Below are 18,934 nucleotides of genomic sequence, written 5' to 3'. Positions count from 1 at the left end.
TACCGCACCGACCCCGCACCATGGGACCGCCGTTCGACAGAGGTTGCTCAGCCCGCTGCGAGAAGGTCCTCGCAGACCGATACCAGTCGAGCGCGCAGCGCGTTGGAGCGCTCGGCGAAGCCGGCCTGAGCGGCTGCGAACTCCGTCTTGCCCGTGCGGGTCTCGATCCGCACGGGCGTCAGCCCCAGGTCGCGCAGGTCGTACGGCGACGCCCGCATGTCGAGCGTGCGGATGTCGGCCGCCAGCTCGAAGGCGTCGAGCACGAGTTCCCCGGGGACGGCGGGCGCGAGCTTGTAGCACCACTTGTAGACGTCCATCCCGGCATGCAGGCAGCCGGGCTGTTCCATGGCGCGCTGGGTCTCGCGGGTGGGGTGGAGGGTGTTGAGCGGAGTTGCCGCAGCGGTGAAGAAGCGGTAAGCGTCGAAGTGCGAGCACCGGATCCTATGGGACCGGACCACCTCGTCGGTGCCGTCCGCCCCGAGACGGAGCGGCCAACGGTCGTGTCGCACGCCCTCCGGCTCGGACCCGTAGACCATGGCCCACTCGTGCAGACCGAAGCAGTTAGCCCGAGCGGGCCGTGCGAGCGTGGCGCAGAGGAGATCCCGGACGAAGGAGACGGTGCGTCCGCGCTCCGCGACGAAGGCCGCCGCGTCGAGCGCGACGTTCCCGTCCGGGTCGAGCCGGTGGAACCGTTGCGTGGCGACGGACGAGTCCGTCGCGTTCTCGAGGACGGTCCCAGGTCCCGGATGCCACCGCCGCAACCGTCCGGGCGAGTGGTTGTAGTACACGAAGAGGAAGTCGGCGACCGGGTGGGCCCGCCCGGCGACCCGGCGCTCCCGGTGGCCGGCCGTCAGCGTGTCGGCACGTCGCTCATGGGCGCGAAGGCGCGCCTGCCACTGCGCTCGACCGAGGTGCACGCGGACAATCTAGGCTGGCGTCATGCGGATTGCACGATTCACGTCCGGTGACGATCCCGCCTACGGCCTCGTCGACGCGGCTGGCGAGAGGATCGCAGAGATCAGCGGCGACCCGCTCTACACGAAGATCGAGCTGACCGGCGCGACCCACCTCCTCGAGGACGTGCGTCTGCTCGCACCTGTGATCCCCCGGAGCAAGATCATCGGCATCGGGCGCAACTACGCCGACCACGCGGCCGAGATGGGCACCGAGGTTCCGGACGAACCGTTGATGTTCCTCGTCCCCAACACCGCCGTCGTCGGTCCGGGGGACCCGGTCGTCATCCCCGAGCAGACCCATGAGGTCTCCTACGAGGGCGAGCTCGCGGTCGTCATCGGGCGAATGTGCAAGGACATCGCGCCCGAGGAGGTCCGAGCTGTCGTCTACGGGTACACCTGCGCGAACGACGTCACGGCCAGGGACCTGCAGCGCTCGGACGGACAGTGGGCGCGTGCGAAGGGTTTCGACACCTTCGCGCCGCTCGGTCCGTGGATCGAGTCCGACCTCGACCCGGGCGACCTGTCCATCGTGACCAGGGTCGACGGCGAGGTGGTCCAGGACGGCACGACCGCGGACATGGTGCACGGAGTCGCTGCTCTGGTCTCGTATGCGTCGCGCGCCTTCACCCTGCTGCCCGGCGATGTCATTCTCACGGGGACGCCCGCCGGGGTCGGGCCGGTCGTCGCGGGCCAGCGGGTCGAGGTGGAGATCGAGGGGATCGGCGTCCTCACCAACCCCTTCGTCTCCCGCTGAGGCCGACGGACCGAGCCGTCCGGAAGCGGCCCTAGAATCGGCTCACTATGACGATCCCTCCCGCAGAGTCCGCCGGCCCTCGACTGCGCGTCGCACCGTCGCCCACCGGCGACCCGCACGTCGGCACCGCATACATGTCCCTGTTCAACCTGGCCTTCGCACGCCAGCAGGGCGGCCGGTTCATCCTGCGGATCGAGGACACCGACCGGGCTCGTTTCCGAGAGGACAGCGAGGAGCAGGTGTTCGACACCCTGCACTGGTTGGGTCTGACCTGGGACGAGGGCCCGGATGTCGGCGGGCCCTACGCGCCGTATCGGCAAAGTGAGCGCCTCGACACCTACCGGCCGTACGTCGACCGGCTTCTGGAGCAGGGCGACGCCTATCACTGCTACTGCACGCCGGAGCGGTTGCAGGAGATGCGGGAGCGCCAGCAACGGCTCAAGCAGCCGACCGGCTACGACCGTCTCTGCCACGGCAAGAGCCGCGAGGAGCGCGCCCGGCTCGACGGTTTCTCCGACACGCCTGTCGTCCGCATGCTCGTGCCCACGGACGTGGAGCTCCGGTTCACCGACCTGATCCGCGGCGACGTCAATGCACCGCACCCCGACGACCAGGTCATCCTCAAGGCCGACGGCTTCCCGACCTACCACCTCGCGGTCGTCGTCGACGACCACGAGATGGGCATCACCCATGTCGTGCGCGGCGAGGAGTGGATCTCCTCGACCCCCAAGCACCTGCTGCTCTATCGGATGCTCGGCCTCACGCCGCCCGCCTTCGCGCACATGCCGTTGTTGCGCAACGAGGACAAGTCGAAGATCTCCAAGCGGAAGAACCCCGCCGCTCGGCTGACGTGGTTCCAGGAGGAGGGTTACCTCCCCGAGGCCCTCGTCAACTTCCTGGCCCTGCTCGCCTACCCGCCGATGACCGAGACGGACGGGTCGGACCGGGAGGTGTTCACCTTCGGCGAGTTCTCCGACCGCTTCGACTGGTCGAAGGTCAACCCGGTCGGGCCGATCTTCGACATGAAGAAGCTCCAGTGGCTCAACGGTGTCTACATCCGCGAGCTCGAGCCGGGTGACTTCACCGCCCGGCTGCTGCCCTTCCTCGAGGACGGTGGGGTGCTCTCCGGCGCTCCATCCCTCGGGGAGCTCGGCCGCCTCAAGGACGTCGCGGCGCTTATCCAGACCCGAATCGGCACCCTCCTCGAGTCGGTGCCGCTCGTCGCACCCTTCTTCGTCGCCGACGACGCACTCGTCGTCGCCGAGGACGCGAGGGCGGGCCTCGCGGACAACGCCGGAGAGGTCCTGGACGCCGCGCTGGCCTCGCTCGGCCCGATCGACGATGCCGGCAGGGGTGTCCTGGGCAGCGAGAGTGACTGGAACGGGGTCGTCATCGAGGCGGCCCTGCGCGAGGCGATCGTCGACGGAATGGGCATCAAGGCGAGGTTCGCCTTCGGTCCCCTGCGCGCGGCGGTGTCGGGGGCTCGTATCTCCCCTCCTCTCTTCGAGTCGATGGAGATCCTCGGCAAGCACTCGACCATGACTCGACTGCGCCGCCTGCGCGACTCGCTCTGAAACCGGCTGCGCACTCGTTCAGCGGGGGAGTCGACCCGCGGAAGCCGCTTCGAGCGACCTGCCGCGCTCTCGTCGGATTTGGGGGAGTCCTCGGCGTTGGGTACTATCGATCCTCGGTTCACCGCCCGTGCGGAGCGGACTGGAAGGCCCGTGACAACGGGCGCGCCAGCGATCACGACGGGCGGGGATACCCCTTGGGGTATGGTGTAATTGGCAACACAAGTGATTCTGGTTCACTCGTTCTAGGTTCGAGTCCTGGTACCCCAGCCAGACGCCCGCGCTCCCGGGAGCGCACCGGGCGTCGATTGGGACAAAGCCCGACCACCCGGTAAGGTTTTCTCTCGTTGTCACGGCCCCGTTGTGTAGTGGCCTAGCACGCCGCCCTCTCAAGGCGGTAGCGCGGGTTCGAATCCCGTCGGGGCTACGCCGTGTCGAAGGCCCACCCGCATGCTGCGGGTGGGCCTTCGTCGTCGGCGGCCTGCTGGACCATCTCGGATCCGGCCGGCTCAGTGCTCGCCGGCGCGCTGGGCCTCCTGCTGGGCGGCGTGCCGGGCCAGGACCTCGGTCAGCTTGTTCGCGCCCGCGATGACGGTCGCGGCGTGCAGCCGGCCCGGTTGGCGGGAGAGGCGCTCGATCGGACCCGAGATCGAGACGGCCGCGATGACCCGGCCACTCGGCGAGCGCACGGGCGCCGACACCGACGCGACGCCCGGCTCGCGCTCACCCACGCTCTGCGCCCAGCCGCGGCGGCGGACGCCGGACAGGGTAGTCGCGTTGAAGGCGGCTCCCTGCAGTCCGCGGTGGAGCCGATCCGGCTCCTCCCAGGCCAGCAGCACCTGCGCGGCCGAGCCGGCGAGCATCGTGAGAGTGGCGCCGATCGGGATCGAGTCGCGCAGACCGACCGGCCGCTCCGCGGCCGACACGCAGATGCGGTGCTCACCCTGGCGCCGGAACAGCTGGGCACTCTCGTTGGTGTGGTCGCGCAGCGCTCCGAGCACGGGTCCGGCCGCAGCGAGCAGCTTGTCCTCCCCGGCGGCCGCGGCGAGCTCGCCCATGCGCGGGCCGAGGATGAACCGGCCCTGGAGATCCCTGGCCACGAGCCGGTGGTACTCGAGAGCGACGGCCAGCCGGTGCGCCGTCGGACGGGCGAGTCCGGTCGCCGTGACGAGCTGAGCCAGGGTCGAAGGCCCGGCTTCGAGAGCGCTGAGAACGATGGCCGCCTTGTCGAGGACGCCCACTCCGCTCGAGTTGTCCATGTGATGATATTGACGTCTCATTGCCTGAGACGCAAGTTCTCGGGTGCCCACGGCGTGGCAACCTCGCGAGAAGGAGGGGCGCGCGGCTGTGCCACCTCGATGAAGAGCGGTGCCGCCGACGAAGACGACAACAGCGGTGCCGACAATGATGAAGACCCGCGGGTGCGGATGAGAAAGGTCGATGGTTCCCGATGGCCCGGACTCTGGCTGAGAAGGTGTGGGAGGACCACGTCGTGCGGCGTGCCGAGGGCGAGCCCGACCTGCTGTACATCGACCTCCACCTCCTGCACGAGGTCACCAGCCCGCAGGCCTTCGATGGTCTGCGGCTCGCGGGTCGGTCCGTCCGACGTCCGGACCTCACCCTCGCGACCGAGGACCACAACGTGCCGACGACGCCGGGGCCGATCACGGACCTGACGAGCCGGACCCAGGTCGAGACCCTGCGCCGCAACTGCGAGGAGTTCGGGGTCCGGCTGTTCCCGATGGGGGACTCCGAGCAGGGCATCGTCCACGTAGTCGGACCGCAGCGCGGGCTCACCCAGCCCGGCATGACGATCGTGTGCGGCGACAGCCACACCTCGACGCACGGCGCATTCGGTGCCCTCGCCTTCGGCATCGGCACCTCCGAGGTCGAGCACGTGCTCGCGACCCAGACCCTGCCGCTCGCGCCGTTCCGGACCATGGCCGTCACCGTCACCGGGGCTCTGCAGCCGGGGGTGACCGCGAAGGACGTCGTGCTGGCGGTCATCGCCAAGATCGGCACCGGCGGGGGCCAAGGGTACGTCATCGAGTACCGTGGGCCGGCCATCGAGGCGCTGTCGATGGAGGCCCGGATGACCATCTGCAACATGTCCATCGAGGCTGGGGCCCGGGCGGGCATGATCGCCCCGGACCAGACGACATTCGACTACCTGCGTGGGCGCGAGCACGCGCCCGGAGGGACTGACTGGGATGCCGCCGTCGAGTACTGGCGCACCCTGCGGACCGACGACGACGCCGTGTTCGACGCCGAGGTCGTCCTGGACGCGGACACCCTCACCCCATTCATCACGTGGGGGACCAACCCCGGCCAGGGCGCACCCCTCGGCGAGTCGGTGCCCGACCCCGCCGCCATCGCCGATGAGACCGAGCGCGCCGCGGCCGAGCGAGCGCTCGAGTACATGGCGCTGACGCCGGGTACGCCGTTCCGCGAGATCGCCGTCGACACCGTGTTCCTCGGCTCATGCACCAACGGCCGGATCGAGGATCTCCGTGCCGCTGCCGAGGTCATCAAGGGACGTCAGGTCGCGGACGGTGTGCGCATGCTGGTCGTGCCCGGCTCTGCACGGGTCCGGCTGCAGGCCGAGAACGAGGGGCTCGACACGGTCTTCACCGAGGCGGGTGCCGAGTGGCGGCTCGCGGGGTGCTCGATGTGTCTCGGCATGAACCCCGACCAGCTCGCCCCCGGCGAGCGCAGCGCGTCGACGTCGAACCGCAACTTCGAGGGTCGTCAGGGCAAGGGTGGTCGCACCCACCTGGTCAGCCCACTCGTCGCGGCCGCCACGGCCGTCAGAGGCACCCTGTCCAGTCCGGCCGACCTCTGAGCCGAGCGCTCGAGGACCGAGGAGGAGCCATGGAGAAGTTCACCGCCCACACCGGTATCGGCGTCCCGCTGCGCCGCAGCAACGTCGACACCGACCAGATCATCCCCGCCGAGTACCTCAAGCGCGTCACTCGCGACGGGTTCGAGGACGGACTCTTCGCGGCGTGGCGCAAGGACGCGTCGTTCATCCTCAACCAGGAGGCGTACTCCGCCGGTTCGGTCCTCGTCGCCGGTCCCGACTTCGGGACGGGCTCCTCTCGGGAACACGCCGTCTGGGCCCTGATGAACTACGGCTTTCGGGTCGTGATCTCGTCGCGCTTCGCCGACATCTTCCGAGGCAACAGCGGCAAGCAGGGCCTTCTCACGGCCCAGGTGAACCAGGACGACGTCGACCTCATCTGGAAGTACCTGGAGAACGAGCCGGGAGCGTCCGTCACGGTCGACCTCGAGTCACGGACCGTCACGGCCGGCGACATCGTCTGTGGATTCCAGGTGGACGACTACACCCGCTGGCGCCTTCTCGAGGGACTCGACGACATCGGCCTGACCCTGCGGCACGAGAGGGATGTCACCGAGTTCGAGACGACCCGGCAGCCCTTCAAGCCCACGACCTCGAGCGCCTGACCGAGGTCGGATAGCGGCGGAGCCGCGAGGAGAGCGACACGCCGGTTGCGCCCGGCGAGTTCCGTGGCCTGGTGCGCCTCAGTCGTGCAGTCCGCGTCAGGCCATCGTCCCGTCGAGGGTCCGCGGCGCGGTCGGCATCGCCACTTCGCGCGAGTTGCCGTGCGAGGCAGGCGATCTCATCGCAGTCTCGTGTCGTTGAGGGCTCTGCTACGCGACCGGCTGTGACTGATGAGACTCGTGAGTCGGGGTGATGCTGTCGAACCTTGTTGCCTGGCAACAGGTTTCGATGAACTCTTGCGGCCTGGATGCTGGATATCCCGTGCCATGAGGCATACCGTCGGACAAGGGCCGACTTCGCGGCCACCGGAGAGCGATCCCGTCGCCCGACCATGGATGGAGAAGCGCTGTGAACAAGAGCGAGCTGCTCAAGGCACTCGAGGTCAAGCTGGGGAGTCGGAAGGCTGCCCACGACGCGCTCGAGGCCGTCGTCGACACGATCATCCGCGAGGTCGCCAAGGGCGGCTCGGTGGGGATCACGGGGTTCGGCACCTTCGAGAAGGTCGCCCGGGCCGCGCGCACCGGCCGCAACCCTCGAACCGGCGAGACGGTGCGGATCCGCAAGACCTCTGTCCCCAAGTTCCGGCCCGGAACGCAGTTCAAGGAGTACGTCGCCGCGCCGAGCAAGATGCCCAAGAGTGGGCTGGTCGGCATCCGCGCCTCGGCCGGCACGAAGACCGGGGGGGCCGCCGGCGGCGGCACGGGCGCCAAGAAGGCCGCGTCCGCCAAGAAGACGACCGCCAAGAAGGCCCCCGCCAAGGCGGTCGCGACGAAGAAGTCTGCCACCCGGGCGGCGACGAAGAAGGCCGCCAAGAAGTCCTGAGGAGCGGACCGCCCCCGCGACGTCAGCGGATGGCCTCACCCTCGCCGATCCCACGGATGAACACGCGGTCGACCGTGCCGTCGGGCCGGCGAGTGAGGCTGACGCGCTGCCCGGGGCGCACCAGCCGCAGACCGCTCACCGCGAAGGCCTCGGGCGGGAACGACACCTCCTCGCCGTCGTCGAGGAGCACCGATCCCGCACCGGTATCGGGGTCGAAGGTGTGCACCGATCCCTGCGTCATCCGGGCAGCGTAGCCCGAGTCGCCGGGTTGGCCGCACCAGCACGGTTGATGGCCGCCCGACGGGGAGGACACGGCGGGATCATTCCCGCGGTGTACCGCCTGCTGCGCGACCGTCCGTGACAGTCTTGGGTGCGGACCGCATACCCGGTCCGGGTCTTGGCCGCGGCCGGGGCCCCGCACTCCGACCGAGGCAGAACTGGAGCACCGTGCCGAAGCCGCGCAACCTCAACCCCGCATACCGATTCGCGGCCGTCGTGGTGCGACCGGTCGTCCGGCGGGTGACCAAGCAGGAGTGGAGCGGACACGAGCACATTCCGGCCGATGGCGGTTTCGTCATGTGCGTCAATCACATCTCCTACGCCGACGTCTTCGGGTTCGCGCACTTCGCCTTCGACAGCGGCCGCGAGCCGTACCTCCTCGGCAAGGAGTCGGTGTTCCGCATCCCGGTCGGCGGTCGGATTCTGGCGAAGGCGGGGATGATCCCCGTCTACCGGGAGACCGGGCAGGCGGCCGACGCGTTCCGCGCCGCGGTGGAGGCTGTGCGCGAGGGCAAGTGTGTCGCGATCTATCCCGAGGGGACGCTGACCCGGGATCCCGACCTGTGGCCGATGGCGGGCAAGACGGGAGCCGCGCGAGTGGCGCTCGAGACCAGGTGTCCGGTCATCCCCGTCGCGCAGTGGGGTGCCCAGGAGATCCTCGGGCGCTACGAGAAGAAGCTGCGGCTCTTCCCGCGCAAGACGATGCGGTTGCGAGCCGGGCCGCCGGTCGAGCTCAACGACCTCTACGACGAGCCGATGAGCGCCCCAGTGCTGCGGGAGGCGACGGACCGGGTCATGGCCGCGATCACCCGCGAGCTCGAGGTCATCCGGGGGGAGCCGGCCCCGCAGACCCGCTTCGACGCGCGAGCGGCGGGACTGCCGCCGATCGGCCGCTACCGTCCCGAGGACGCCCGACCCGTTTCGGCGACCGAACCCTCGACGGGCGGCGAGAATCAGAGTTCTCTGCCGCCGCCCCAACCCGTGGCGGCCGACGAGGGCGATGCGGTTACGACCAACGAGCGCGAGGAGCGAGCATGACGCAGGTGGCGGTGTTCGGGACGGGAAGCTGGGGGACCGCGTTCGCGTGCGTCCTCGCGGACGCCGGCAGCACGGTGCGGATGTGGGGGCGGCGTCAGGACGCCGTCGAGCAGATCAACGCCGGAGTCAATACCGACTACCTGCCGGGGGTACCCCTGCCTCGGGGCATCACCGCCTCGAGCGACCCCGAGGAGGTCACCTCCGGCGCCGAGATCGTCGTCCTTGCCGTCCCGAGCCAGTCCCTTCGGGACAACCTCGCAGACTGGGGCTCGGCGATCCCGCACGGGGCGGCGGTCGTCTCCCTCATGAAGGGCGTCGAGCTCGGCACCACCATGCGCATGAGCGAGGTGATCGTCGAGGCGGGCGCGGTCGCGCCGGAACGGGTCGCCGTGGTCAGCGGGCCCAACCTCGCGCGTGAGATCGTCGCGCGGCAGCCGGCCGCGAGTGTCGTCGCCTGCATCGACCACGACACCGCAGACCTCGTCGCAGCCGCGTGCCACACGCCCTACTTCCGCCCATACACCCACGAGGACGTCGTCGGCGCCGAGCTCGGCGGAGCGACCAAGAACGTCATCGCGCTCGCCGTCGGCATGGCCGAGGGCCTGGGCATGGGCGACAACACCAAGGCCTCGATCATCACCCGTGGACTGGCCGAGACCACCCGTCTCGGCGTCCGGCTCGGGGGTGACCCGATGACCTTCGCCGGGCTGGCCGGGGTGGGCGACCTCATCGCGACCTGCATGTCGCCGCTGTCCCGCAACCACACCTTCGGTGTCCAGCTGGGTCAGGGTTTCACGGTCGAGGAGGTCGTCTCCCGGACCCGGCAGACCGCCGAGGGCGTCAAGTCGTGCGCCTCGATCCTCCAGCTCGCGCACGAGCACGGCGTCGACGTGCCCATCATCGAGCAGGTCAACCTCGTGGTGCACGAGGGACACGACGCCCTGAGCGTCGGCCAGGCCCTGATGGCTCGCGAGCGGGGTCGAGAGGTCCGCCACTGATCCGGCACTGAGCCGTGCGCAGCTCAGGTCCGACCACAGGTCTGTCACATCCGGGTGACACTCAGGCGAGATCGAGTGCGCGGCTCAGGTCCGACCACAGGTCGACAGGGTCCTCGATGCCGACCGACAGACGGATGAGGTTCTCCGGCGTCGTCGTCGGCTCGAGCGGGATCCTGCGGCGACGCTCCAGTTGGCTCTCGACCCCGCCGAGGCTGGTCGAGTGGACCCACAGGTCCGTGGCGCCGCACACGCGGTCGGCCGCCTCCGGCCCTCCGGCGATCTCGATCGAGACCATCGCCCCCCAGCCCGGGTACCGCACCCGCTCGACCGCAGGATGATCTCGGAGGCGACCGGCGAGGAAGGCGGCCGTCGCGGCGGCGCGCTCCACCCGCAGAGCCAGCGTTCGCATACCGCGGAGCGCGAGCCAGGTCTCGGCCGGCCCGGGAATCGCCCCCCGCAGGGTCCGGTGGACCCGGAGGCGCTCGGTGAGGTCGGCGGCCGTGTCACCGGTCCCGGTGACGCATGCCCCGAGGATCACGTCGCTGTGTCCGGCGAGGTACTTGGTCACCGAGTGCACGACGACGTCGACCCCGTCCTCGAGCGGTCGCTGGAGGATCGGTGTGGCGAAGGTGTTGTCGCAGGCGACGAGTGCACCCGCTCGGTGCCCGGACCGGGTCAGGGCGGGCAGGTCCGCGACCTCGAGCAGCGGGTTCGTCGGGCTCTCCAGCCACAGCAGATCAGCGCCCTCGCAGGCCGCGGAGACGGCCGCAGTGTCGGTGACGTCGACATAGCGGACGGTCAGCTCGCCCCTGACCGCACGGTGGTCGAGGGTGCCGACGACACCGTTGTATGCGCTGGCCGGCGCCACGACGACGCCACCGAGCGGAACGAGGGAGAGGACCGCATCGACTGCCGCGAGCCCACTGGCGAAAGCGGTCGCCAGGCCGCCCTCCAGCGATCCGAGGGTAGCCTCGAAGGCCGTCCAGGTCGGGTTGCCGGACCGGGCGTACACGACGTCGCCGTCGGCGTGGTAGGTCGAGGTGTGCACCAGCGGCGATCCCACCGAGCCGCCAGGCACCCGAGGCTCGCGTCCCCCGGCCACGACTCGGGTCGCCGGCGACAGGCCGTCCAGCCATTGGTCGGAACCATGCCGGGGGGCGGCGTCGGTGGAGGACGTCGGTGAGTGATCGGGTTCGTCGTGCACCGCTCCAGCCTAGGAGAGCGGTTAGGCTCGGGGACGATGTCCGAGCCAGCCGCGCCCGTCGCCGACGCCTCCCGTGGCCCCGGCCCGATGAACGACCCCGACCCCGACCGGGCACGTCCGCGCCGGATCCGGGTCGCCGTCGTGTTCGGAGGCCGCTCGAGTGAGCACGCCGTGTCCTGTTCGACTGCCGCGAGCTTCCTCAGCGCCATCGACCGACAGGCCTACGACGTCGTGCCGATCGGCATCGCGCCCGACGGTCGCTGGGTCACGGTGGCCGACGATCCAGAGCCGTTGCGGCTGACCGCGTCCCAGACACCCCGGGTCGACCGGGACGCGCCGCATGTCCTCGTGCCGACGAGCACCGACGATCGGACCCTCATCGTGGTCGAGCCGGGCGAGCTGCCCCGTGACCTCGGCGAGGTGGACGTCGTGTTCCCGCTGCTCCACGGACCCTTCGGCGAGGACGGCACGATCCAGGGGCTGTTCGACCTCGCCGATATCCGCTACGTCGGGTCGGGCGTCGCGGCATCAGCCGCGATGATGGACAAGCATCTGATGAAGGTCGTGCTCGCGGGGGCTGGCCTGCCGATCGGCCCCTACACCGTCGTCACCGACAAGGCCTGGCGTCGCGATCGGTCCCGCTGCCTGGACGCCGTGGCCTCCCTCGGGTGGCCGGTGTTCGTCAAACCGGCGAGGGCGGGCTCGTCGATGGGCATCTCCAAGGTCAACGGCCCGGATGAGCTGGAGCAGGCCGTCGAGCTCGCTCGGGAGCACGATCCGAAGGTCATCGTCGAGGGGGCCATCAGCGGCCGTGAGATCGAGTGCGGGGTTCTCGAGGGCCACGGCGACACCGCGCCGCGCACGAGTGTCGTCGGCGAGGCCAGGGTCGTGGCGAACCACGAGTTCTACGACTTCGAGGCGAAGTACATCGCGGCGGACGATGTCGAGCTCACCACTCCCGCCGACGTGCCCGAGGAGGTCTCCGACCTGATCAGGCGGTATGCGGCGGAGGCTTTCGATGCAGCCGGCTGCGAGGGTCTGGCGAGGGTCGACTTCTTCTATACCGACGGCGGCGAGGTGATCCTCAACGAGGTCAACACCATGCCCGGGTTCACGCCGACCTCGATGTTCCCCCGGATGTGGGCCGCCACCGGTATCGGATATGCCGAGCTCATCGACGAGCTCATCGAGCTGGCGATGCAGCGTCGGATGGGGCTGCGCTAGGAGACGTCGGCGCACCCGGGTCCGCCGGCGGGCCTCACTCGCACGTGCGTCCGTTGGGCGGGAGCTGCTCGGCGACCGCAGTGAACGCAGGCAGCAGAAGGGGTCCCGGACCGTACTCGGACGGGACGAGCACCTCGATCGCCGGGTCGGTGCCGTAGGTGCTCATGGCCGTTCCGTCGGACAGCTCGCGGACGACCCAGTCCGTCCCGTCGACGTCCACGCAGTCGAACGTCGTCGGCTCGAGTGCGGGAAGTCCGCAGCGCGCGATGACGGCGGGGTCGCCCCAGGCCGCGACCCAGGATCCCTCCGGGTCGGTCGCCGCGCGCTCGAGGCCGGACACGGTCTGAGGCCAGGCGACGGACGCGCACGCGGGGTCTGCGGCGAGATCCGGCGGCGCGACCTCGACGGCCGTGGAGCAGGCGGTCAGGACGAGCAGAGGGGCTGCGAGGAGGGCAGCGCGGGCCGACGCGAGCGGTGTGGGGCGGCGAGAGCGGCGCGGCGTCAGACGTGGACGACGATGCACGTCTGCGTGCGGGTGATGCCGTCGACGTCCTGGATCTTGGCGATCACGAGCTTGCCGAGGTCGTCGACGTTGTCCGACTCCACCCTGGCGATGCAGTCGTAGGGGCCGGTGAGGTCCTCGGCCAGGGCGACGCCGTCGATCTGGCGGATCGCCTCCGCCACCGAGGCTGCCTTGCCGACCTCGGTCTGGATCAGGATGTAGGCCTGGACCATGGATGAACCCTCCGCGACTTCGAGTACCTGACGTGTGACGTGACCCGGCGGTGGGCGCCGGTGCCTGGCGTAGACGCTACCGTGCTTCGTGGCCATCGTTCACCGGCGGGCGAGGAAACAGATGAGGAAAACGTGAGTGCATCCGATCCGGTCGATCCCGTGACCCCGTTGGCGGGTCTCGGCGAGGACGCGATCCTCGCCAGAATCCTGCCGTTGCTCCGGTCCGGTCGACCGACCGCAGGTGCGGACTCGAGCCCCGTGATCGTGGGGCCCGGCGACGACGCGGCCGTCGTCGCTGCGCCGAACCCGCTCGTCGTCACGACCGACTCGATGATCCGACAGCGGGACTGGCGAGACGACTGGTCCGAACCCGAGGACGTCGCGCACAAGCTCGGCGCTCAGAACATCTCGGACATCTCGGCGATGGGCGGGGTGGCGACCGCGGCGCTGCTGACCGTCACGGCCGACCCGTCGACCCCCGCGACCTGGGTCGAGCGGTTCGCCGCGGGTCTGGGCGAGTGGTGCGCTCTGGCCTCCGTGACGATTGTGGGAGGCGACCTCTCGTCGGCCCCGGAGGGCACGCTGCAGGTCTCACTGACCATGTGGGGGGATCTGCAGGGTCGGACGCCGGTGCTGCGCTCCGGAGCTCGACCGGGCGACGTCCTCGCGGTCTGCGGCACACTCGGTTGGTCCAGCGCCGGGCTCGGCTCCTTCGAGCAGGGCGTGGAGGACCACCCGGCAATTTCCCGATGGCGCGCATACCATCGACGACCGCGTCCGCCGTGGGAAGCCGGCCCCGAGGCGGCCGACGCGGGGGCCACGGGCATGATCGACCTCTCCGACGGGCTTGTCCGCGACGCCGCACGGGTCGCACGGGCCAGCGGAGTCGTTCTCGACCTCGACCGACGGGTTCTCGACGAGACGTTCGTCTCGGCTCTCCGCCCCGTGTACCCGAGCGGCGAGGCGTGGCGCCACATCCTCGGCGGCGGGGAGGAGCACTCGCTCCTGGCGACCTTTCCCCGCGACAGCGGACCACCGCATACCTCCCGCGGGCGGTGGCACGTGATCGGCTCGGTCCGGGCCGGCGAGGCTGCCGTCACTCTCGACGGTGCACCCGTCGAGGTCATCGGTTGGGACCACTTCGAAGCGATCGGGGAGTGACGCGCCCGCGCACAAGAAACAGCCGACCACCCCGGTGGGTGATCGGCTGCCGGAGCGCCGGGTCCAGCCCGGCGCGACCGCTCAGGTCAGCGGGTGACCTTGCCGGCCTTGAGGCAGGAGGTGCACACGTTGAGCCGCTTCGGGGTCTTGCCCGACGTGCCCACCATGGCCCGGACCCGCTGGATGTTGGGGTTCCAGCGGCGCTTCGTCCGGCGGTGCGAGTGCGAGATGTTGTGGCCGAAGCTCGGGCCCTTGCCGCAGACGTCGCAGGTGGCAGCCACGGGGATCTCCTTGAGTGAACGGGTATGGAACAGATGGTGAGTCCGAAGTCATGCTTGAGACAGAAGTCATGCTTGAGACGTCTTCGTGCCGGCGGCGAGGAGCCGCCCAGGCAACCGCACAATCGTAGCCGAGGCGGCGACGGGTCCCCAAATCGCGCGTCGCGCACCGACGGGTGTCCGCTGCAGATGGTGAGATGAGGGGGTGAGTGTCGAGCCTATGCCGTCGGTCACGGAGGCGACGCGTCTGCGGCCGCTCATCGGCGACCACCCGGCCGCGCGGCTGCGCGCCCGAGGTATCGAGACGGTCGGCGACCTGCTCGCGTGGCTCCCCAGACGGTACGTCGACTACGAGTCCGACCTCTCGGCGGCCCGTGAGGGCGAGCACCTGGTCGCCGTCGCCGACGTCACCGCGGTGGAGATCTTTCCGCGAGACCGTCGCCGCAAGGCCGTGGGACGCAACGCGATCATGCGGGTGACCATCAGCGACGGCGGCACCTCCATGCCGGTGACCTTCTTCGGCACCTACGGCCGCGAGCGCACCCTCATGCCAGGCGTGCGTGCGGTCTGGACGGGCAAGGTCACGACGTTCAACGGCAGGCTTCAGCTGACCTCCCCCGATGTCGAGATCGTCGCTGAGCAGCGCGCCGACGACGAGCCGGGTCTCCTGCCGCTATACACCCACGTCGATCGGCTGCGGAACTCGTCGGTGATCATCGCGGTTCGCGTCGTCCTCGACCAGATCGAGAGCCTGAACGACCCCGTGCCGGTCGAGGTCCGCGAGCGGCACGGCCTGATGACCCGGCTCCAGGCGTTCCGGGTGGTGCACCGTCCGAGGTCACGTGCCGACATCGCCGCCGCGATGGACCGGCTGCGGTTCGAGGAGGCGTTCGTCCTCCAGGTCGCCCTGGCCCGCCGTCGCGCGGACCAGGCCCGGGACCGCACCATCTCCCGCAGACCGGTCGCGGACGGCGTCCTGGCCGCCTTCGACGCCCGACTGCCCTTCGAGCTGACGAACGGCCAACAGGAGGTGGCCGCGTTGCTCGCGTCCGAGATGGCGCGGGAGACGCCGATGCACCGGCTGCTCCAGGGCGAAGTGGGCTCGGGGAAGACCGTGGTCGCGCTGCGCGCCATGCTCGCGGCGGTCGATGCCGGCGGGCAGGCGGCGCTCCTTGCCCCGACCGAGGTCCTCGCCCAGCAGCACCACCGGTCGATCACGGCGCTGATGGGCGACCTCGCCGACGGTGGGCTGCTCTCCTTCGAGGACGGGGTCGGCGCCGGCCCGGACGTCGGCACCCGGGTCGTGCTGCTCACCGGGAGCCTCGGATCCGCGGCGAGGCGCCGGGCGCTGTCTGATATCGCGACCGGGTCGGCCGGGATCGTCGTGGGCACACACGCGCTCATCCAGGAGGGCGTCGAGTTCGACGACCTGGCCCTCGTCGTCGTCGACGAGCAGCACCGGTTCGGGGTCGAGCAGCGCGATGCCCTCCGGGCCAAGGGCGCTCATCCGCCGCATGTCCTCGTCATGACCGCCACCCCGATCCCTCGCACGGTCGCCATGACCGTGTTCGGCGACATGGAGACCTCGACCCTGCGCGAGCTGCCTGCCGGACGTGTCCCGATCACGTCGCACGTGGTCGAGGCCTCCAAGCCCGCCTGGGTCGAGCGGACGTGGATGCGGCTGGCCGAGGAGGTGCGGGCGGGACGCCAGGCCTACGTCGTGTGTCCCCGGATCGGCGACCCGGACGAGCGCGCCGGTGCACCGGCCGACGAGGTCGATGGGGGAGGAGACTGGGCGGTCGAGGACTCGGACGGCTCGGGGCCGGTGGACGATGCGGCCTCGGCGTCCGCCAGCGTGTATGCGGTGCACACCCTCCTCGTCGAACACCCGGCACTTGCAGGGGTCAGGATCGCGATGCTGCACGGACGGATGACACCGGAGGAGAAGGACCGGGCCATGCGGGACTTCGCCTCCGGTGAGGTGGACGTCCTGGTCGCCACGACCGTCATCGAGGTGGGCGTCGACGTGGCGAACGCGACGGTCATGGTTGTCATGGACGCGGACCGCTTCGGCATCTCTCAGCTGCACCAGCTGCGCGGCCGAGTCGGTCGCGGGAGTGAGCCGGGGCTGTGCCTGCTCATGACCGCGACCGACGCCGAGCCGGCGCTCGACCGGCTCCACGCGGTGGCCGCGAGCACGGACGGGTTCGAGCTCGCCCGCCTCGACCTCCGTCAGCGCCGAGAGGGCGACGTCCTCGGCGCCGCGCAGAGCGGAGGACGGTCATCGCTGAGCTTCCTCGGGGTGATCGACGACGAGGACATCATCGTCGCGGCTCGCGAGGACGCCGTGCGGCTGGTCGAGGCCGATCCCGAGCTGGCGGCGCACCCTCACCTCTCATCGGCCGTGCAGCGGCTGGCCGACGAGGACAAGGCCGCGTTCCTGGAGCGCGGATGAAGACCGGTGGCAGCGTCACGATGACCAGGGTCATCGTCGGGAGTGTTCCACCCGGATGGGCTACGCGAGTGGGAGCGTCACGATGACCAGGGTCATCGCCGGGAGTGTTCCACCCGGATGGGCTACGCGAGTGGGAGCGTCACGATGACCAGGGTCATCGCCGGAATGTACAAGGGCAGGCAGATCCACACGCCCAAGGGATCGGCGACGCGGCCGACCAGCGACCGCGCCCGCGAGGCGCTGTTCTCCGCGCTGGCGGCGCGGGGACTCATCGAGGGTGCCACGGTTCTCGACCTCTACGCCGGCTCCGGGGCGCTCGGGATCGAGGCGGTCAGCCGCGGCGCCGGGGTGGCCACCCTCGTCGACTCCGACCGCGGCGCGGTCGCGGCGATGCGCCGGTCCGTCTCCGACCTGGGGCTTGAGCACGTGAGCATCCGTCTTCGCGACGTCAGCGCCTACCTGCAGGGCGCGGCGAGCAAGCACGATCTCGTCTTCCTCGACCCGCCCTACGACCTCCCCGAGGCCGCCCTCGCGGACGTTCTGGACGCCCTAACCGCTGGTTGGCTGGCGGCGGACGCCGTTGTCGTCGTCGAGCGGTCCGCCCGCTCACCGGAGCCGACGTGGCCGCACACCCTCGAACGAATCCAGGACAAGCGGTACGGCGAGACCGCCGTGTGGCTCGCGGAGGCGCTGCCGCCGTCCTGACCCCGGCGTTAGGCGGCGAGTTCCGCCCTCCCGACCTGCGCATACGGCACGATGAGCCCATGACCACGAGCATCTTCGTCTCCCGTCCGACCTCCGGCGACGTCGTCGACCTCATCCTGGAGGACCACCGTCTCTTCGAGGACCTGCTCCGCGAGTGCCGACGCACCGACCGGGACCGGTCCGCGAGCCGGCAGGCGCTCGCCGAGCTGCTCGTCGCCCACGCCGAGGCGGAGGAGACCCACGTCTACCCGAAGCTGCGGCGCAGGGACGCGATCACCGACCACGAGGCGGAGCACGGTGAGGAGGAGCACGCCGACATCACCGAGGCGCTCCTGGAGTTCCTCGAGGCCAAGGGCACCGACACCCAGAAGTACGACGACGCCCTCGAGAAGCTCAGCTCCGTGGTCGCCCACCACTCCGTGGAGGAGGAGCTGACGATCCTCAACCCGGCACGCACCGAGGTCTCCGCGGACGTCCGCGCCGAGCTGGGTCGGCAGTGGGCGCTGGCCCGCAACCGGCTCCTGGACGCGGGCTGCGCCTCGGTCGCGCAGGTGCGGGCCCTGCTCGAGCAGGCGGTGGTCGAGGGCGCGCTCGCGCCCGCCGAGGCCCGCGAGCAGGCCGAGGAGATCACGGGTGCGGCCAAGGAGCGCGCCGAGGAGGTCCTCGAGGAGGCCAAGGACGGCTAGCCCGGCAGCAAGGACGGACGGCGACGAACGGTCTAACCTTGGGCGTCGTGCACCGCATCGCCATCTGCCCAGGTTCCTACGACCCGGTCACCCTCGGCCACGTCGACATCTTCCGACGGGCCGCCGCGCTCGCCGACGAGCTCGTCGTCGCAATCTTCCACAACCCCGACAAGGCCGGTACGTTTTCCGTCCGCCAGCGGATGGGCTTCATCGAGCAGACGACGGCAGACCTGCCGTGGGTCCGGGTCGAGCAGTATCACGGCCGGCTGCTCGTCGATGTCGCCCGGGAGATCGGGGCCGGACTCATCGTCAAGGGCCTACGTGGCGGAACGGACTTCGACTACGAGCTGCCCATGGCGCTGATGAACCGCCACCTCACCGGGGTGGAGACCGTGTTCCTCCCCGGCGACCCGCGGTTCCAGCACGTCTCGTCCTCTTTGGTCAAGCAGGTCGCGGGTCTCGGCGGGGACGTCAGCGGACTCGTCCCCGACCCGGTCCGTGACGCGCTCGCCGGCCTGAGCGCCTGACGCCGGCAGGGATCCGAC

General features: G+C 70.3%; 20 protein-coding genes and 2 tRNA genes. 15 read left to right on the top strand and 7 right to left on the bottom strand.

Annotation, left to right across the window (positions count from 1 at the left end):
* Window positions 1-47: 47 nt before the first annotated feature.
* Window positions 48-917, bottom strand: coding sequence for a 3-methyladenine DNA glycosylase (locus GA707_RS00680; protein WP_152176503.1), 870 nt, complete (start codon window positions 915-917; stop codon window positions 48-50).
* A 22-nt stretch (window positions 918-939) separates the two neighbouring features.
* Between GA707_RS00680 and GA707_RS00675 the strand changes: the two genes are divergently transcribed.
* The 4 genes from GA707_RS00675 (at window position 940) to GA707_RS00660 (ending at window position 3,708) form a co-directional block, all read left to right on the top strand.
* On the top strand, window positions 940-1,710 hold the full coding sequence (locus GA707_RS00675; protein WP_152176502.1) for a fumarylacetoacetate hydrolase family protein: 771 nt from the start codon (window positions 940-942) through the stop codon (window positions 1,708-1,710).
* A gap of 47 nt (window positions 1,711-1,757) precedes the next feature.
* Window positions 1,758-3,284 (top strand): glutamate--tRNA ligase, encoded by a 1,527-nt coding sequence (gene gltX, locus GA707_RS00670; RefSeq protein WP_152176501.1) that lies wholly within the window; start codon window positions 1,758-1,760, stop codon window positions 3,282-3,284.
* 195 nt (window positions 3,285-3,479) lie between these two features.
* Window positions 3,480-3,554 (top strand) — tRNA-Gln (locus GA707_RS00665).
* Window positions 3,555-3,635: 81 nt separating this feature from the next.
* Window positions 3,636-3,708 (top strand) — tRNA-Glu (locus GA707_RS00660).
* An 82-nt stretch (window positions 3,709-3,790) separates the two neighbouring features.
* Here GA707_RS00660 and GA707_RS00655 read toward each other — a convergent pair.
* Entirely contained in the window at window positions 3,791-4,540 is a 750-nt protein-coding gene (locus tag GA707_RS00655) for an IclR family transcriptional regulator (RefSeq protein WP_152176500.1), read from the bottom strand.
* Between the two features lie 191 nt (window positions 4,541-4,731).
* Between GA707_RS00655 and leuC the strand changes: the two genes are divergently transcribed.
* From leuC to GA707_RS00640, 3 genes are all read left to right on the top strand, one after another.
* Complete coding sequence (gene leuC / locus GA707_RS00650) at window positions 4,732-6,123, top strand: 3-isopropylmalate dehydratase large subunit (RefSeq protein WP_152176499.1); 1,392 nt, start codon at window positions 4,732-4,734, stop codon at window positions 6,121-6,123.
* 29 nt (window positions 6,124-6,152) lie between these two features.
* The gene (gene leuD / locus GA707_RS00645; protein WP_152176498.1) at window positions 6,153-6,746 is read left to right on the top strand and encodes a 3-isopropylmalate dehydratase small subunit; all 594 of its coding nucleotides are present in this window, start codon (window positions 6,153-6,155) and stop codon (window positions 6,744-6,746) included.
* 406 nt (window positions 6,747-7,152) lie between these two features.
* Complete coding sequence (locus tag GA707_RS00640; protein WP_152176497.1) at window positions 7,153-7,626, top strand: HU family DNA-binding protein; 474 nt, start codon at window positions 7,153-7,155, stop codon at window positions 7,624-7,626.
* Window positions 7,627-7,648: 22 nt separating this feature from the next.
* Here GA707_RS00640 and GA707_RS00635 read toward each other — a convergent pair whose 3' ends face one another.
* A complete protein-coding gene (locus GA707_RS00635) occupies window positions 7,649-7,867 on the bottom strand; it encodes a cold-shock protein (protein WP_152176496.1) in 219 nt (72 codons plus the stop codon).
* Window positions 7,868-8,073: 206 nt separating this feature from the next.
* Between GA707_RS00635 and GA707_RS00630 the strand changes: the two genes are divergently transcribed.
* Complete coding sequence (locus GA707_RS00630) at window positions 8,074-8,943, top strand: 1-acyl-sn-glycerol-3-phosphate acyltransferase (RefSeq protein ID WP_152176495.1); 870 nt, start codon at window positions 8,074-8,076, stop codon at window positions 8,941-8,943.
* Window positions 8,940-9,941 (top strand): NAD(P)H-dependent glycerol-3-phosphate dehydrogenase, encoded by a 1,002-nt coding sequence (locus GA707_RS00625; protein WP_152176494.1) that lies wholly within the window; start codon window positions 8,940-8,942, stop codon window positions 9,939-9,941. The genes GA707_RS00630 and GA707_RS00625 overlap by 4 nt, the downstream gene beginning before the upstream one ends.
* 61 nt (window positions 9,942-10,002) lie before the next feature.
* Here GA707_RS00625 and GA707_RS00620 read toward each other — a convergent pair whose 3' ends face one another.
* A complete protein-coding gene (locus tag GA707_RS00620) occupies window positions 10,003-11,145 on the bottom strand; it encodes a PLP-dependent aspartate aminotransferase family protein (RefSeq protein WP_370459958.1) in 1,143 nt (380 codons plus the stop codon).
* A gap of 87 nt (window positions 11,146-11,232) precedes the next feature.
* Here GA707_RS00620 and GA707_RS00615 point away from each other — a divergent pair, with 87 nt between their 5' ends.
* Window positions 11,233-12,369, top strand: coding sequence for a D-alanine--D-alanine ligase family protein (locus GA707_RS00615; protein ID WP_152177006.1), 1,137 nt, complete (start codon window positions 11,233-11,235; stop codon window positions 12,367-12,369).
* 34 nt (window positions 12,370-12,403) lie between these two features.
* On the opposite strand, the gene GA707_RS00610 is transcribed toward GA707_RS00615, so the two are convergent.
* Entirely contained in the window at window positions 12,404-12,892 is a 489-nt protein-coding gene (locus tag GA707_RS00610) for a DUF3515 domain-containing protein (RefSeq protein WP_226963434.1), read from the bottom strand.
* Window positions 12,871-13,104 (bottom strand): Lrp/AsnC family transcriptional regulator, encoded by a 234-nt coding sequence (locus GA707_RS00605; RefSeq protein ID WP_152176493.1) that lies wholly within the window; start codon window positions 13,102-13,104, stop codon window positions 12,871-12,873. The genes GA707_RS00610 and GA707_RS00605 overlap by 22 nt, the downstream gene beginning before the upstream one ends.
* Before the next feature lie 132 nt (window positions 13,105-13,236).
* On the opposite strand from GA707_RS00605, the gene thiL reads away from it, so the two are divergent.
* The gene (gene thiL, locus GA707_RS00600; protein ID WP_226963433.1) at window positions 13,237-14,265 is read left to right on the top strand and encodes a thiamine-phosphate kinase; all 1,029 of its coding nucleotides are present in this window, start codon (window positions 13,237-13,239) and stop codon (window positions 14,263-14,265) included.
* Window positions 14,266-14,351: 86 nt separating this feature from the next.
* On the opposite strand, the gene rpmB is transcribed toward thiL, so the two are convergent.
* On the bottom strand, window positions 14,352-14,546 hold the full coding sequence (gene rpmB / locus GA707_RS00595; protein ID WP_152176492.1) for a 50S ribosomal protein L28: 195 nt from the start codon (window positions 14,544-14,546) through the stop codon (window positions 14,352-14,354).
* A gap of 202 nt (window positions 14,547-14,748) precedes the next feature.
* On the opposite strand from rpmB, the gene GA707_RS00590 reads away from it, so the two are divergent.
* The 4 genes from GA707_RS00590 (at window position 14,749) to coaD (ending at window position 18,916) form a co-directional block, all read left to right on the top strand.
* Window positions 14,749-16,998, top strand: a complete 2,250-nt coding sequence (locus GA707_RS00590; protein ID WP_370459957.1) for an ATP-dependent DNA helicase RecG — start codon at window positions 14,749-14,751, stop codon at window positions 16,996-16,998.
* Window positions 16,999-17,142: 144 nt separating this feature from the next.
* Window positions 17,143-17,703, top strand: coding sequence for a 16S rRNA (guanine(966)-N(2))-methyltransferase RsmD (gene rsmD, locus GA707_RS00585; RefSeq protein WP_152176491.1), 561 nt, complete (start codon window positions 17,143-17,145; stop codon window positions 17,701-17,703).
* A gap of 59 nt (window positions 17,704-17,762) precedes the next feature.
* A complete protein-coding gene (locus GA707_RS00580) occupies window positions 17,763-18,389 on the top strand; it encodes a hemerythrin domain-containing protein (protein ID WP_152176490.1) in 627 nt (208 codons plus the stop codon).
* Window positions 18,390-18,427: 38 nt separating this feature from the next.
* Window positions 18,428-18,916, top strand: a complete 489-nt coding sequence (coaD, locus tag GA707_RS00575) for a pantetheine-phosphate adenylyltransferase (RefSeq protein WP_152176489.1) — start codon at window positions 18,428-18,430, stop codon at window positions 18,914-18,916.
* Window positions 18,917-18,934: the final 18 nt, after the last annotated feature.

It is taken from the genome of Nostocoides sp. F2B08 (assembly GCF_009184895.1).
Classification (GTDB): domain Bacteria; phylum Actinomycetota; class Actinomycetes; order Actinomycetales; family Dermatophilaceae; genus F2B08.
Note: the sequence above shows the minus strand (reverse complement) of the source record. Positions and strands in the feature narration are given on the sequence as shown.